This is a genomic window from Noviherbaspirillum humi (assembly GCF_900188095.1).
Taxonomy (GTDB): domain Bacteria; phylum Pseudomonadota; class Gammaproteobacteria; order Burkholderiales; family Burkholderiaceae_D; genus Noviherbaspirillum; species Noviherbaspirillum humi.
On record NZ_FZOT01000003.1, the window covers coordinates 236,588 to 250,890 of the forward strand.

At 65.4% G+C, this 14,303-nt stretch carries 19 protein-coding genes; 6 read left to right on the forward strand and 13 right to left on the reverse strand.

Annotation, left to right across the window (positions count from 1 at the left end):
* Positions 1 to 21: 21 nt before the first annotated feature.
* Together CHB88_RS07555 and CHB88_RS07560 are read right to left on the reverse strand one after the other, a co-directional pair.
* Positions 22 to 1,434: an MFS transporter gene (locus CHB88_RS07555; protein WP_089398697.1), complete on the reverse strand. Its 1,413-nt coding sequence runs from the start codon at positions 1,432 to 1,434 to the stop codon at positions 22 to 24.
* A 7-nt stretch (positions 1,435 to 1,441) separates the two neighbouring features.
* Entirely contained in the window at positions 1,442 to 3,493 is a 2,052-nt protein-coding gene (locus CHB88_RS07560) for an NAD(+) synthase (protein ID WP_089398698.1), read from the reverse strand.
* Between the two features lie 201 nt (positions 3,494 to 3,694).
* Between CHB88_RS07560 and CHB88_RS07565 the strand changes: the two genes are divergently transcribed.
* Positions 3,695 to 4,000, forward strand: coding sequence for an EthD family reductase (locus CHB88_RS07565; RefSeq protein ID WP_089398699.1), 306 nt, complete (start codon positions 3,695 to 3,697; stop codon positions 3,998 to 4,000).
* A 121-nt stretch (positions 4,001 to 4,121) separates the two neighbouring features.
* Positions 4,122 to 4,340, forward strand: a complete 219-nt coding sequence (locus CHB88_RS07570) for a DUF1059 domain-containing protein (RefSeq protein WP_089398700.1) — start codon at positions 4,122 to 4,124, stop codon at positions 4,338 to 4,340.
* Positions 4,341 to 4,410: 70 nt separating this feature from the next.
* Here CHB88_RS07570 and CHB88_RS07575 read toward each other — a convergent pair whose 3' ends face one another.
* A complete protein-coding gene (locus CHB88_RS07575; RefSeq protein ID WP_089398701.1) occupies positions 4,411 to 5,736 on the reverse strand; it encodes a hypothetical protein in 1,326 nt (441 codons plus the stop codon).
* Between the two features lie 146 nt (positions 5,737 to 5,882).
* Here CHB88_RS07575 and CHB88_RS07580 point away from each other — a divergent pair, with 146 nt between their 5' ends.
* Positions 5,883 to 6,425 (forward strand): YaeQ family protein, encoded by a 543-nt coding sequence (locus CHB88_RS07580; RefSeq protein ID WP_089398854.1) that lies wholly within the window; start codon positions 5,883 to 5,885, stop codon positions 6,423 to 6,425.
* Positions 6,426 to 6,555: 130 nt separating this feature from the next.
* Here the strand turns inward: CHB88_RS07580 and CHB88_RS07585 are convergent, their stop codons facing one another.
* From CHB88_RS07585 to CHB88_RS07620, 8 genes are all read right to left on the reverse strand, one after another.
* Entirely contained in the window at positions 6,556 to 7,014 is a 459-nt protein-coding gene (locus CHB88_RS07585; RefSeq protein ID WP_245844808.1) for an Hsp20/alpha crystallin family protein, read from the reverse strand.
* Positions 7,015 to 7,028: 14 nt separating this feature from the next.
* Positions 7,029 to 7,469: an Hsp20/alpha crystallin family protein gene (locus CHB88_RS07590; protein ID WP_089398856.1), complete on the reverse strand. Its 441-nt coding sequence runs from the start codon at positions 7,467 to 7,469 to the stop codon at positions 7,029 to 7,031.
* A 209-nt stretch (positions 7,470 to 7,678) separates the two neighbouring features.
* The gene (locus tag CHB88_RS07595; RefSeq protein ID WP_089398702.1) at positions 7,679 to 8,230 is read right to left on the reverse strand and encodes an SRPBCC family protein; all 552 of its coding nucleotides are present in this window, start codon (positions 8,228 to 8,230) and stop codon (positions 7,679 to 7,681) included.
* Between the two features lie 120 nt (positions 8,231 to 8,350).
* Complete coding sequence (locus CHB88_RS07600) at positions 8,351 to 8,545, reverse strand: hypothetical protein (protein WP_089398703.1); 195 nt, start codon at positions 8,543 to 8,545, stop codon at positions 8,351 to 8,353.
* A gap of 275 nt (positions 8,546 to 8,820) precedes the next feature.
* On the reverse strand, positions 8,821 to 10,131 hold the full coding sequence (locus CHB88_RS07605) for a solute carrier family 23 protein (RefSeq protein WP_089398704.1): 1,311 nt from the start codon (positions 10,129 to 10,131) through the stop codon (positions 8,821 to 8,823).
* A gap of 46 nt (positions 10,132 to 10,177) precedes the next feature.
* Complete coding sequence (upp, locus tag CHB88_RS07610; RefSeq protein ID WP_089398857.1) at positions 10,178 to 10,828, reverse strand: uracil phosphoribosyltransferase; 651 nt, start codon at positions 10,826 to 10,828, stop codon at positions 10,178 to 10,180.
* 480 nt (positions 10,829 to 11,308) lie between these two features.
* Positions 11,309 to 11,674, reverse strand: a complete 366-nt coding sequence (locus CHB88_RS07615; RefSeq protein WP_089398705.1) for a DOPA 4,5-dioxygenase family protein — start codon at positions 11,672 to 11,674, stop codon at positions 11,309 to 11,311.
* Positions 11,675 to 11,698: 24 nt separating this feature from the next.
* A complete protein-coding gene (locus CHB88_RS07620; RefSeq protein WP_089398706.1) occupies positions 11,699 to 12,178 on the reverse strand; it encodes a hypothetical protein in 480 nt (159 codons plus the stop codon).
* Between the two features lie 130 nt (positions 12,179 to 12,308).
* Here CHB88_RS07620 and CHB88_RS07625 point away from each other — a divergent pair, with 130 nt between their 5' ends.
* Positions 12,309 to 12,602, forward strand: a complete 294-nt coding sequence (locus CHB88_RS07625; protein WP_089398707.1) for an HU family DNA-binding protein — start codon at positions 12,309 to 12,311, stop codon at positions 12,600 to 12,602.
* A gap of 158 nt (positions 12,603 to 12,760) precedes the next feature.
* Here the strand turns inward: CHB88_RS07625 and CHB88_RS24295 are convergent, their stop codons facing one another.
* A complete protein-coding gene (locus CHB88_RS24295) occupies positions 12,761 to 12,949 on the reverse strand; it encodes a hypothetical protein (protein WP_143131167.1) in 189 nt (62 codons plus the stop codon).
* Positions 12,950 to 12,992: 43 nt separating this feature from the next.
* Between CHB88_RS24295 and CHB88_RS25825 the strand changes: the two genes are divergently transcribed.
* Together CHB88_RS25825 and CHB88_RS07630 are read left to right on the forward strand one after the other, a co-directional pair.
* The gene (locus tag CHB88_RS25825) at positions 12,993 to 13,121 is read left to right on the forward strand and encodes a hypothetical protein (RefSeq protein ID WP_281254994.1); all 129 of its coding nucleotides are present in this window, start codon (positions 12,993 to 12,995) and stop codon (positions 13,119 to 13,121) included.
* A gap of 78 nt (positions 13,122 to 13,199) precedes the next feature.
* A complete protein-coding gene (locus CHB88_RS07630; RefSeq protein ID WP_089398708.1) occupies positions 13,200 to 13,850 on the forward strand; it encodes a phosphoribosyltransferase in 651 nt (216 codons plus the stop codon).
* Between the two features lie 22 nt (positions 13,851 to 13,872).
* On the opposite strand, the gene CHB88_RS07635 is transcribed toward CHB88_RS07630, so the two are convergent.
* The gene (locus tag CHB88_RS07635) at positions 13,873 to 14,151 is read right to left on the reverse strand and encodes a hypothetical protein (RefSeq protein WP_089398709.1); all 279 of its coding nucleotides are present in this window, start codon (positions 14,149 to 14,151) and stop codon (positions 13,873 to 13,875) included.
* Between the last annotated feature and the right edge of the window lie 152 nt (positions 14,152 to 14,303).

Sequence of the window (14,303 nt, forward strand, 5' to 3'; positions counted from 1 at the left end):
GCCGCCGCACTTGATGCGGAGCTAGCGCAGGCTGGCCACCTCTTCCAGCGGCCGCCGTTCCGCATTCACCGCATGGCGCCGCGCCAGCAGCGCCGCCATGAATGCCAGCACCGCGCCGAGCGCGTAGCCCATCGCCACCGAAGTGCGGCTGCCGCTGTCGATCAGCCAGCCGAACAGCACCGGCGCAAGGAAGCCGCCGGTGCCGGTGCCGATGGCGTAGAAGATCGAGATCGCCAGCGCCCGCATCTCCAGCGGGAACACCTCGCTCACGGTGAGATAGGCGGAACTGGCGGCGGTGGAAGCGACGAAGAACACCGCCGTCCAGCACAGCGCCAGCGTCAGCGCGTTCAGCCAGCCGGCCATGAAGGCCCAGCCGGTGAGCGCGAGGCCGATGCCGGTGATGAGGAAGGTGAGGAAGATCATGCGGCGGCGCCCGAGGCTGTCGAACAGCGGGCCGAGCAGCAGGGGGCCGAGCACGTTGCCGAGGGCGAAGGGAAAGATGTAAAGCGCGACCCGGTTGTCGGCAACGGCGTAGAAGCGGGTCAGGACCAGCGAATAGGTGAAGAAGATGGCGTTGTAGACGAAGGCCTGGGCCACCATCATGGCCAGCACCACCAGGCTGCGCATGCGGTAGCGATGCAGCAGCACCGCACCGACCTCGCGCCAGCCCGGCGCGCCGCGCGCCGCTTCATGGCCGCCCGCCTGCACCGGCGCGAGTTCGCCGTGCTGGCGCCGCACTTCTTCCTCGATGGCGGCGACGATGCGATGCGCCTCTTCGCGCCGGCCATGCATCAGCAGCCAGCGCGGACTTTCCGGCACATGCCGGCGCACCAGGATGATGGCCACCGCCAGCAGCGCGCCGAGGATGAAGCAGGCGCGCCAGCCGAGGGCCGGCCCCAGCACCCGCTCGTCCAGCAGCACCAGGCTCAGCCCTGCGCCGAGCGCCGCGCCTATCCAGAAGCTGGCATTGATGGCGAGGTTGACACGCCCGCGCACCCGCGCCGGGATCAGTTCGTCGATGGCGGAATTGATGGCTGCATACTCGCCGCCGATGCCGAGGCCGGTGATGAAGCGACACACCGAGAGGAACAGGAAGCCGTCGGCGAAGGCGGTGGCCAGGGTGGCGGCCATGTACACCGCCAGGGTCAGCATGAACAGCTTCTTGCGGCCAAGCCGGTCGGTGAGGCGGCCGAACAGCAGCGCGCCGATCACCGCGCCGCCGATGTAGAGCGAGCCGGTCCAGCCGACCTGGGCCGCCGTCAGGCCAAGCGTGTCCGGCCGCTCCAGCACGCTGCCGATGGAACCGATCAGCGTCACTTCCAGGCCGTCCAGCACCCAGGCGATGCCGAGCGCCAGCACCACCCGCCAGTGCCACGCCGACCACGGCAGGCGGTCGAGCCGCGCCGGGATGGGGCTTGCCGCCGATATCGTCATGGCGGCGTCACTCGTCCGGGATGTTCTCCAGGTCGCGCATCCAGACGGTGGCTTCCGAATCGCTCGGCGCGCGCCAGTCGCCGCGCGGCGAGAGCGAGCCGCCGGAGCCGACCTTCGGGCCGTTCGGCATGCAGGAGCGCTTGAACTGGCTGAGCTTGAAGAAGCGGTGCAGGAAGATGCCGAGATTGCGCTTGATGGCGGCTATGTCGTACTGGTTGCGCGCCACATGCGGCCCTTCCGGCCAGCCGCCCTTCCCGCGGTCGCCCCACGCCGACAGCGCCAGGAAAGCCACCTTGGAGGGCACGAAGCCGTAGCGCAGGGTATAGAACAGATTGAAGTCCTGCAGCTCGTAGGGGCCGATGACGCTCTCCGTCTTCTGCTCCGGCTGGCCGTCGGACTTGCCCGGCACCAGCTCCGGGCTGATGTCGGTGTCGAGGATGTCGATCAGCACGTCGGAGCCGGTGTCGCCGATCTGGTGGGTATCGGCCACCCAGCGCACCAGATGGGTGATGAGGGTCTTGGGCACGCTGCCGTTGACGTTGTAATGCGACATCTGGTCGCCCACGCCATAGGTGCACCAGCCCAGCGCCAGTTCGCTCAAATCGCCGGTGCCGATGACGAGGCCATTGTGCAGGTTGGCCAGGCGGAACAGGTGGCTGGTGCGTTCGCCGGCCTGCACGTTCTCGAAGGTGACGTCGTACTGCTCCTGTCCCTGCGCATAGGGATGACCGAGATCTTTCAGCATCTGCAGGCAGCTCGGGCGGATGTCGATCTCGCTGGCGCTGCAGCCGACCACTTCCATCAGCCGGCGCGCCTGCTGCAGCGTGCGGCCGCTGGTGGCGAAGCCGGGCATGGTGTAGGCGAGGATGTTGGCGCGCGGCAGCCCGAGCCGGTCCATCGCCTTGGCGCACACCAGCAGCGCATGGGTGGAGTCGAGGCCGCCGGAGACGCCGATCACGACCTTCTGCATGCCGGTGGCGGACAATCTCTGCACCAGCGCCTGCACCTGGATGTTGTAGACCTCCGAGCAGCGCTCGTCGCGCCGGCGCGCGTCGGACGGCACGTAGGGGAAGCGCTCCAGCCGGCGCTGCAGCGGCAGTTCCCGCTCGAGCGGCAGGGCGACGCTGAAGCCGATCGTGCGGAAGGCCGATACCGCTTCCTGGTGCCGGCGCACCGAATGGCCGAAGGTGGTGGCGCGCATGCGCTCGCGCGACAGCTTCTCCAGGTCGACATCGGCGAGGATGAAATGCGATTCGTCGGAGAAGCGCTCCGATTCCGACAGCAGCTCGCCGTTCTCGCAGATCAGCGCCTGGCCATCCCAGGCCATGTCGGTGGACGATTCGCCCTTGCCGGCCGACGAATAGAGGTAAGCCGACAGGCAGCGCGCCGACTGCTGCGATACCAGCTGATGCCGGTAGCCCGACTTGCCGACCACGATGTTGGAGGCGGACAAATTCACCAGCACGGTGGCGCCGGCCAGCGCCGCATAGGACGACGGCGGTATCGGCACCCACAGGTCTTCGCAGATCTCGACATGGAAGCGCAACAGCGGCAGGTTCTCCGCCTGGAACAGCAGCTCGGCGCCGAACGGCACGCGCTGGCCGAGCAGTTCCACCTCGGTCGAGCTGGCGCAGTCGGCGGCGCTGAACTGGCGCGCCTCGTAGAACTCGCCGTAGTTCGGCAGATAGGTCTTCGGCACCACGCCGAGGATGCGGCCGCCGAGCACCACCACCGCGCAGTTGAACAGCAGATGGTCCACCTGCAGCGGCATGCCGACGACGAGCGCCGCGCTTATTTGCCGCGAGGCTTCCAGCACCTCGGCCAGCGCCGTCTTGCAGGCTTCCAGCAGCGCGCGCTGGTGGAACAGGTCGTCGCAGGTGTAGGCCGACAGGCCGAGTTCGGGAAAGGCCACCAGCACCGCGCCGCGCTCGGCCGCCTCGCGCGCCAGCCGGATGGTTTCGGCCGCATTGGCGAAGGGATCGGCCACCTTGCAGCGCGGGATGGCTACCGCGACGCGCACGAAGTCGTGGGAATAGATGTTGAGAAAGGGTTTGCTCATGGCTGTCCAGGTTGGATTCGCTCGCCGAGGCGGCGCCGGAGACATCACCGGCGCCTGCGGCTTTCAAGCCTGCATCTTACAAGGATTGCATCGCCGGCATAATGTTCCTGGGCGTAGTCACCTTGCCGGCCTACAATCCAGGCGTGCGCATGGCGGTTCCGAGCGCACCCCCCCGCATATCGACCACGAGAGGAAACGACGATGGCCACACTGCTGGTGCTCTATCGACAGCCGCAGGACCAGGCGGCATTCCTGTCCTACTACTTCGCCACGCACGTGCCGCTGGCCAAGCGCATTCCCGGATTGCGCAACTATGAAGTCAGCGACGGCCCGGTGGCGCCGGTGGCCGGCGAGGCCGCCTTCCTGGTAGCGACGCTCAGCTTCGACTCGCTTGCCGCCATCCAGGAAGCCCTCGGTTCCGACGCCGGCCGCGCGGCGGCGGCAGACCTGGCGAACTTCGCCACCGGCGGCGCCGAGCTGATGATGTACGACACGCGCAGCGTGTAACGATCTTGTAGCCTTCCCGACGCGGGACTATAACGGCAGTGCGGTCGCGCTTTCCGGCGCGGCCGGCGCACCGTTTTTTGCGCGGCCATTGCGCAAACCACCCGCCTTTGAGGAGGCTGTCATGACCCGAAAATTTATCGATTGCCGGGAATTTCCCAGCGACATGAACTGTACCGTCGCGCTCAGCGCCGATTCCGACGAGGAGCTGCTGGAAGCTGCCGTCCAGCATGCCGTGGCAATTCATGGCCACCAGGACACGCCGGAACTGCGGCAGCAGCTAGGGCAGCTGTTCCGCGAAGGCACCCCGCCCATCAACCGCCCGGCGATCGCCGCGTTCTGATTTTCCGCCTGATTCGTTTATCGCATGCGCCCGGCGCGGCCACGGCTGCGCCGGGCGTTTCCATCTGCCGTCAGCGCGGCGCCACCTTCGAAAACAGCGGCGCCGGCGCGTAGCCGGCATCGACATGGCAGCCGCCGCCGAAGCGCTCCGATGCCTGCCTGCAGCCGGCGGCGATCTGCTCGGCAGACGGCTTGTCGCCCTGATCGATCCAGCGCATCATCGCGCCGAACACCGCCGCATATTCGGCATCCGACAGCTTGCTGTGCTCGCGCTCGCGGGTGAACACCTGCACCAGGCTATCGCCCTTGCCGGCGGCGTCCACCACGCTGCGGTATTGCGCCTCGTACTCCACCAGCGCGGTCGGATCGTCGATCGCATGCAGGGAAATCGCCGGCACCGGCAGCCTGCCGCTCATGTCGGAATCCTCCGCCAGCCGCGCCACGGCCTTCGGATCGGCATCGAAGCGAACCACATCCTTGTTCAGCGCCGCGTCGTCGTCCGAGCCGCGATAGACCACATGCCGGTTGTCGAAGGGATTGCCGCCCGCCAGCACGCGCTGGGTCAGGTCGCGGAACAGGAAGGTCGCCCAGTTGAGGTGCGACACCAGGGTGCGCTCCGGCACCGGGATCACCGCCAGGATGTTTGCCAGGCGCCGCTTCTGCTCGGCGCTGCGCTTCTCCGGCGGCGACTTGATGCCGGTGCACTCGTCCACCCGCGCTTCCAGTTCCTTGCCGCTCATGCGTGACTCCGCCGGCAGGCCTATCCACAGCGGATACTGCGGCTCGTCCGGGCGCGGATGATTGCGGCAATAGTATTGATAGACGGCGCGCAGGTCGGCCCGGTGCAGGTAGTTGCGGGTGCCGCCGGCCACCATGCCCGAGGTCAGCACCACGCCGTCGTAGGCCGGCCTGCCTGCGCTGTTGCCGCTGCCGCCATACAGTTCGATGCCCTTGGCGGCGACATTGCCGCCCCAGGACTGGCCATGCAGCAGCGTGCGGCGCGGCTGGCCGAAGGCGGCGATGAATATCCGGCGCAGGTTCTCGGTATCCTCCGCCGCCATGCGCACGCCATAGCCGGGACGGCGATAGCTCGAGCCGGCCCAGGCGAAGCCCTGGCGCACCGTCACGGCGAAGCGCTCCAGGTCTTCCAGGCTGCTGTCGCGGGCGATGGGCGAGAGCCGCGGACCGCCATGCGCATGCATCACCAGGGTCTTGTTCCAGTCGCGCGGGATGGCGATCCAGTATTGCGCGCCGTTGGCGTCGGCGCCGACATAACATGAGGCGACGTCCTTCAGCGAGCCGGGACAGGCGGCATCGGTCTGGGCCGATGCGGGCAGGGCGGCCAGCATGGCGAAGGCGGCGAGCAAGGCAGGAGCGAAGTTCTTTTTCTTGGACATGGAAGCAGCGGGCCGGAGGCGCGATCGTATGTTGGCTATGGGGAGAAGCGTCATCATAGGCCGCTTTGGCCATGGCCGCCATGGCCGCCATGGCGCGCGCCGGTGCGATGCGGTACATTGGCTGCTTTTTTCGACCAGGCAGCGCCATGGCCCTCAAGGCAACCATCTACAAAGCCAACCTCCAGGTCTCCGACCTCGACCGCCACTACTACGCCGAGCATGCGCTGACCATCGCCCGCCATCCGTCGGAGACCGATGAGCGCATGATGATCCGGGTGCTGGCCTTCGCCCTGCATGCGGACGAGGCGCTGGGCTTCGGCAAGGGCCTGAGCACCGAGGACGAACCGGACCTTTGGCTGAAGGACCTGACCGGCGCCGTGCGGCTCTGGATCGATGTCGGCCAGCCGGATGACCGCCGCCTGCTGAAGGCCTGCGGCCGCTCGGAGAAGGTGGTGGTCTACAGCTACAGCGCGACGAACGACGTGTGGTGGCGCCAGCTCGCTTCCAAGGTGGATCGCGCGCGCAATCTGCAGGTGCTGCGGGTGCCGGCCCAGGCCAGCGCTGCGCTGGCGGCCCTGGCCCAGCGCACCATGCAGCTGCAATGCACGATACAGGATGGCCAGATCTGGCTCGGGTCGGAAAGCGAAACGGTGCAGATCGAACTGCAGGAGCTCAAGCCGGCGGCCTGAGGCGGCTGAAGTTCGGCGCTGATTCAAACGACGATGGCAGCCTTGTCGTCGAACCGCGGCCACGCCAGCAAGAAAGCCCCTTCCTTCCGCCGAGGCGGAAGGAAGGGACGCTACTGTCGTCGCGGGCGCATCAGGCCACGTTGATCTGGATCTTGCGCGGCTGCGCCTGCTTCGCCTTGGGAATATGCAGCCGCAATACCCCGTTGTTGAACTCGGCGGATGCCTGCTCGGTATCCAGGTCCTTCGACAGGGTGAAGTTGCGGCGATAGCGCGGCACCGTCACTTCCGCGAAATGCGATTGCATGTCCTGGAGAACGTCCAGCGCCATCTCGCCTTCTATGGTCAGGCTGTCGGCTTCGAGCTGCAGATTGAGTTTTTCCTTCGGCATGCCGGGCAGATCGGCCAGCAGGGTGATGCCCGACGCATCCTCGATCACGTCCACCGGCGGGCGCAGCGCGGCTTCCTGGCTGGAGAGGCCCTTCGCGCCGCCAGCCTGCCTGTCGGTCCGCGCCGGCTTCTTACGGTCCTGTCCGGCCTGCTTGCTTCCGCCTTTTTCCGCGGACGGCATGAAATTGGCTTCCTCGCTCATGATGTCCTCCTGTTTCAATGCACGGAGATGCGGCGCGGCTGGGCTTCCTCACGGCGCCTGATGCTGACATGCAGGACACCGTCGCGGTAGTTCGCGGCGACGCCGTCCGGATCGATGTCGTCGGGCAGGCTGACGACGCGGCGGAACTGCCCCGCGAAGCGCTCGTTGATATGCACCGCCGCATTCTGCTGCTGCGTAGCGAGGCTGTCCTTGCGCTCGCCGGACACGGTCAGCACGCCGCGTTCGAGATTGACTTCGATGGCGCTCGGGTCCAAGCCCGGCGCGAACAGATACATTTCCACCGAGTGCGGGGTAGCGCCGAGGTTTATCGCGGGAAAGCTGCCGCGCGTCATGCCTCGTATGCCGGACTCGAAGTCGAACAGGTCCTGCATCTCCCTCTGCAATCGGTTCATCTGGGCAAACACGTCTTGCGGAAACATGGATCGATAAAGCATGGCATCCTCCATCGAATTGAGGGGGAATGATTAGACGGTTTGGATGCCGGGATGAGTTCCAGGAGTGGCCGCGCCGCTTCGGCTTGGCGTTGATTCATCGTGGCGAACGTCGCAGGGCCTGTCGATGCGGCAATGCCGGCAATAAAAAAGCCCGCCTTGAGGCGGGCCTGCATGCATCAACGGAAGCGGCACGCGGCCGCTTGCCGGCCTTAATGCGCGGTCTGGTTCACCGTGCCGCGCCAGGCACCGGTTTCCTTGCCGCGGCGTTCCAGCAATTCCTTGAACTTGGCGAGGTTTTCCTTGGCCTGCAGGCCGACTGCGCCGAGCGCGTCGCCGACCTGTTCGGTGAAGCTTTCCGGCGCATAGCTCATCTTCAGCGTGATGCGGGTGCGGGTATCCGAAATGCGGTCGAAGGTGACGGCGCCCGCATTCGGCACGCCCGAGATGCTGCGCCAGGCGATGCGCTTGTCCGGCACCTGATGAGTGATCTCGGAATCCCACTCCTTCTCCTTGCCGGCCACGCTGGCGCGCCAGTGCAGATGGGTATCGTCGATCTGTCTCACCTCATGCACCGTGCTCATGAACTGCGGAAAGTCTTCGAACTGGGTGAACTGGTTGTAAGCCGTGCTGATGGGAACGTCGACCTCGATCGACTCTTGTACCGATGACATCGCATCCGGGCTGGACGAAGCCTTCATGCGTTTCGAAAGATAGGCGCCGCCGACGGCGAGCGCGGCGACGGTAACGAGTCTGCCTAGCATAGCTTTCTCCTTGTGCATATCCGCTGTCGCGGAGGGTTTGCAAAGGAGGTACGACATTGGAAAGCTGTCAAGGTTCGGACGCTCCGGAGATGAGGAGTTCGCGCGGCAACAAGGCGCGCCTCATTTTCCTTTCCTGCTGGACTCGTTCTGCTGGTTGAGGAGATCGCGCAATTCCGGCGGCAGGGGTTCATTGCCGTTGGCCAGTAGCTCGCTGGCCCAGCGCGGATAACTCGGCGACTTGCCTTCCCTTACCTGCCTGGCGTACTCCGTCAGCGCCTTGCGCGCCGCATCGCGCAGCTTGTCGCCGTCAGCCATGCGGCGTCCTGCGATAGCGCGCTGCTGTGGCTTGCCGTTTGTCGTCCTTAAACCGGCGAAGGCTTGCCGTGTTCGAGCGATTCTTTCGATTTGCCACGCCATGCTCCCCTTGGAGAGAGTGCATCGCAGGATGCGATGCATTTCCATGAAGAAATCATAGGCACTGGCGCAGGGAAGTGACATCCCCGATAAAAGGTATCTTGCGCAGGGATGGAGGAATCGGGAAACCCGGGGACGCTGCGCCGGCAGTCGCCGGCGCAGGCTGAGAAAGCCGCTCAGGCGCGCGGTTCGGATGTGCGCAGCGACAGCGCCGCGTGCAGCAGGATGGCGCCGAAGGTGGCGGTGCCGATGCCGCCGAGCGAGAACTGGCCCAGCTTGAGGGTGAAGTCGCCGGCGCCGAGCACCAGGGTAACGGCCGCCACGATGAGGTTGCGGTTGTCGGAGAAGTTGACGCGGTTCTCGACCCAGATGCGGGCACCGGAGACGGCGATCAGGCCGAACACCACGATCGACACGCCGCCCAGCACCGCGTTGGGAATGGTCTGGATGACGGCGCCGAACTTCGGCGAGAAGCCGAGCACCAGCGCCACCAGCGCCGCCACCGCGAACACCAGCGTGGAGTAGATGCGGGTGACGGCCATGACGCCGATGTTTTCCGCATAGGTGGTCACGCCGGTGCCGCCGGCGCTGCCGGAGATCATGGTGGCGACGCCGTCGCCGATGAAGGCGCGGCCCATGTAGCGGTCCAGGTTCTGGCCGGTCATGGCGCTCACCGCCTTGATGTGGCCGAGGTTTTCCGCCACCAGGATGACGGCCACCGGCGCCAGCAGCGCCATCGCGCCCGGTTCGAACACCGGCGCGACGAAGCGCGGCATGCCGAACCAGGCGGCATTGGCCACCGGCGCGAAATCGATCGGCTTGCCGAGACCGGCGCCGTTGGTCAGCACTAGGTACAGCGCATAAGCCAGCAGCAGACCCACCAGGATCAGCAGGCGCTGCATCATGCCGCGGCTGAACACCGCCACCGCCCCGACGCAGAGCACGGTCGCCAGCGCCATCCAGGAATCGAAGCTGCTGCCGGACACGCCCTTGACGGCGATCGGCGCCAGGTTCAGGCCGATCACCGCCACCACCGCGCCGGTGACGACCGGCGGCATCAGCTTCTCGATCCAGTTGGTGCCGACGGCGGTCACCAGCAGGCCGATCAGGGTGTACAGCGCGCCGCAGGCGATGATGCCGCCCAGCGCCACGCCGATATTGGCGTTCGGCCCCTGGCCGCCATAGCCGGAAACGGCGATCACCAGGCCGATGAAGGCGAAGCTGGAGCCGAGATAGCTCGGCACCCGGCCGCCGACGAAGGCGAAGAACACCAGCGTGCCGATGCCGGACATGAAGATGGCGAGGTTCGGGTCGAATCCCATCAGCAGCGGCGCCAGCACGGTGGCGCCGAACATGGCCACCACATGCTGCAATGCCATGGCGAAGGTCTGCCCCCACGGCAGGCGTTCATCCGGCGCGATCACCGATGCGTTTTCGGCGCGCGCATCGGTGCGCAGCCGCCATTGCGGAAAATAGCTTCCAGCCATCCCTGAACCTTTCTTTTTTGGTTTATGAATTGGTCGTTGCCCGTACCTACTTGGTGCCGAACAGCCGGTCGCCGGCATCGCCGAGGCCGGGAATGATGTAGGCATGGTCGTTCAGGTGCGAATCGAGCGAGGCGACATACACCGCCACGTCCGGATGCGCATCCTGGAACACCTGCACGCCTTCCGGCGCCGCCACCAGCGCCAGGAAAAAGATCTGCGACGGCGCCACGCCGCGCTTGCGCAGCACGTCGACCGCATGCACCGCGGAATTGCCGGTGGCAAGCATCGGGTCGCAGAGAATGAAAATGCGGTCGGTGACGTCCGGCAGGCGCACCAGGTACTCCACCGGGCGGTGGGTGGCGGGATCGCGGTAGACACCGATATGGCCAACGCGAGCCGACGGCACGAGTTCCAGCAGGCCGTCGCTCATGCCGATGCCGGCGCGCAGCACCGGCACCACCACCAGTTTCTTGCCGGCGATGACGGGCGCATCGATATCCTGCAGCGGCGTGGTGATGCGCACCGTGGTGAGCGGCAGATTGCGGGTGATCTCGTAACCCATCAGCAGCGTGATCTCGCGCAGCAGCTCGCGGAAGGTGCGGGTGGAGGTGTCGCGGTCCCGCATGTGGCTGAGCTTGTGCTGGATGAGCGGATGGTCGAGGATGTGGAGATTGGGAAATCGGGGATCGCTTTTCATGCGCTGGTCCGGTCGGGTAAGGAGAATGGCGGCGGGCATTCGCGCCAACGAAGCCGCTACTATAGCCGCTGGCGCGGCTTTCATGAGCAAACAGGCATGCCGGGAATCATATGAAAGCCATATGCAGGCCGATATATTGCCCGCGATGCGCCGGCACGAGGCGGCCGGGGAAGAAAGCGATGACGCAGACTGCGGCCGGCTGCCGCCGCCGGGACGATAACTGTTATCACGAATCGAAATGCCGAGGAGTAACGACCCTGCTGTATAGTTATTCCTGTCTCCTCTGATTCTCTTGAATTGGATTCAGCCCGCTGCCGCAAGGTGTGCGGGCTTTTTTTTGTTCGAGCGAAGCGCGGCGGCAGCGGCAGGGCTTGCCTGCGCGGGGTAATGGGTCGCAGAAGCGAGAAGATCGGTGGGCCGGCGCGTCAGGGCCAGCCTTGGAGAAGCGATGCGGCGCCGGCGGAACGATTCGACGCGCGGCTATCGGCCCGCCGGCGAGCGATGCTCGAACTGCCTCAGGTCGAGCGGCCTGACCGCGCCCATCCAGATCGCATGATCGCGATGGTCGGCAAGCACGTCGTCGGTGACGGGATGAGTGAAAACGACCAGCCCGTTGCGGTTCAACGCCAGCCATGACATGACGTCGCCGAACTGGCCGGGGCCGAAGGAAAGCTGGCAGCTCCAGTCGGGATGCGGCCCGACCGGACGTTCATGCATGCGGCCCATGGCAATGCCGAAGCGGCGCGCCGCTTCCTCGCACAAGGCGCGCGCCTGCTGCAGGCTGGCGGCGTCGTAATAGACGTGCGCATGGAACTCGCTGATCGCGGTATGCGGTGTCCAGTCCATGCAGCCTCCTTGAGGTCGGCTCGATCAAGCCTTGTAGAAACGCCGCTCGCGGCCCTTGCCGGAGTCGCTCACCTGACCCGACTTCACCATGCCGTGGATGGCGGTCACCATGCGTTGCGCCAGCTTCTTACGCAGTTCCTTGGACAGGGAAGCACCCATCTTCGCCACCGCGGCGTCGAGGATTTCCGGCGCCGTCTTCGGCTCGCTGCCGATCAGATCGATCCAGAAGGTGCCGCCGGTGGAGGGCAGCGCGCCGCCTTCCGCCTCGGCGCCGGCGGCACGGCGTCCGCGCTTGCCGCCGGCGGCCGGCTTGGCGGCATCGCTTTTCGCCTTGCGGCCTCGGCCGCGCGGCACTTGCTGATCGACGTCCGCATCGGGCACCACGTTCAGATTCTCCAGGGCCTTTTCGAGGGCGGCGATCCGGTTCTGATAAAAGCTCAAGCCCTGCATTGCATACGCGATTTCCGCCTTGATGGATTCCTTGGCTTGCTCGATGTTAGACATTCTGCCCTCGATGTTTTAATAAAATTCGGATATTACAGGAACAACTCAATTTAGACGCTTGCCTTTTGTTCAAAGCCCATGTTAATTTCCGACGATTAAGCTTTTATCGTTGACTTTCATAGAGGATGGAATGAACAAGGCAGAACTGATTGAAGCAATCGCAGCGGAAACCGGCACCAGCAAGCGCCAGGCCAAGGACAGCATCGAACTCCTGATCGACTACATCAAGACCGGCCTGAAGAAGGAAGGCCGTTTCTCGCTTTCCGGCCTCGGCACCTTCAGCGTCGGCCAGCGCGCCGCCCGCACCGGCCGCAACCCGAAGACCGGCGAAGCCATCAAGATCAAGGCCAGCAAGACGGCCAAGTTCAAGGCCGCTCCCGACCTGAAGGAAGCTGCTTCCAAATTCAAGGCCAAGAAAGCCTGATACAGCTTGATAAAGAATGAGCCGCAGTCTTCCATGACTGCGGCATGCAATGAAAAAGGGCCGCGAGGCCCTTTTTCATTTTCGATGCGGCGCCAGCTAAAACTGAAGATTCAATTGATGATCTTCCAGCCGGCAGTTTTATGTTGAGTTTGAGCCGCTCAGCACGCCCCCTTTTTCGCCTGCCCGGGCGGGCAGAATCCGCGGTCGGTCTCGGGGGCGCAATTGCCTTTCTTGGCCTGGCCCGGCGGGCAGGCGTTGCCGCGCACGGCCACCGGCTCCACCGGCACCGCCACGCAGGCCGACAGCGAGGCGGCAAGCAAAGTCGGGAGGAAGAATTGTTTGATCATGATTTTCCCGAAGGAACGAGGTGGATGAAGCGGAAAGTGTGCCATGAAGCGCCCCGAAGGAAATCCCGCGAATGCGGGAAAGCGCCGCATTGTCTCGTTCCTGCAGCAGTCGCCCGGCAAAGGCGGCGCAGGCCCGAAGCTTGAGCCGGCTCAAACGCCATCGCGCCGGTGATGGCGCAGGCTGCAATTTTTCTTAGATTGAGGAGATGCCCGTTGACAGGCCGATGTCCCGCCGCATCTTCCTTTCCCCATGATCGAACAACCCCGGTTCAGAAACCGCGCCCATGCCGGCGAGCTGCTGGCTGACCGGCTCGAGGCTTATGCCGGCCGCCAGGATGTCGCCGTCATCGCCCTGCCGCGCGGCGGCGTGCCGGTCGGATTTGCGGTCGCGCGCCGGTTGCGGGCGGCGCTCGGGGTTCTGCTGGTGCGCAAGGTCGGCTTGCCGGGCAACGAGGAAACCGCGATGGGCGCCATTGCCAGCGGCGGCTATCGCCTGATCCAAGCCGACCTGATTGCGCAGCTCGGCATTGCAGGCGAGGCGGTGGAGGAAGCGATCAGACGGGAACAGGCTGAACTCGCGCGGCGCGAGCAGCGGTATGGCGGCGGCGACGCCAGCCACGCATGGCAAGGCCGCATGGCGATTCTGGTGGATGATGGACTCGCCACCGGTTCCACCATGCTGGTGGCGCTGCGCGCGCTGAAGGCGAGGCAGCCGGCCCGCATCGTTGCGGCAGTGCCGGTCGCGAGCAGGCAAGCCAGCCGCGCCGTCGCGGCCGAGGTGGATGAGTTCGTCTGCCTGTCCACGCCGCATCCTTTCCGGGCAGTCAGCCTGTGGTACGACGAATTCGGCCAGACCAGCGACGAGGAAGTGATGCGCCTGCTGCAGGCGGTGGCGGAGTAGACCGCTCGAACGTCGGGACGGCTCAGCGTACGCCGGCCACCCTGAATTCGCGCATCGAAGGCGGATAGGCCAGGGAGGGATGCAGCGAAGCATCGGCTGGATGGGCGCGCTCGAAGTCCGCCTCTTCCTCGGCGGAAAGGGGATGGGACAGGAACATGACCCCATGGTCGGCCGCCATGGCGAAGCCGCAATGGGGGCAGCATATTCGCCCGGTCCGCCCAGCCATGTCCGGACCGACCACGAAGCTGTTGACCTGGAAAGGACGATGGCAATCGGAATTACCGCAGCGCGTGAAATGCATCTCTGTCTCCAGCGGTTTCTCAAACCTGACGCAGCATCTTCGCCTCGTTGCGTGCCGCACCACAATGGGGATCGCGCGCTTTGCTGATCTGGCTCAAGCCGGATGAGGAACTGGTGAACTTTTTTGTAAGATGCGGCGATACGGTGCGGCTG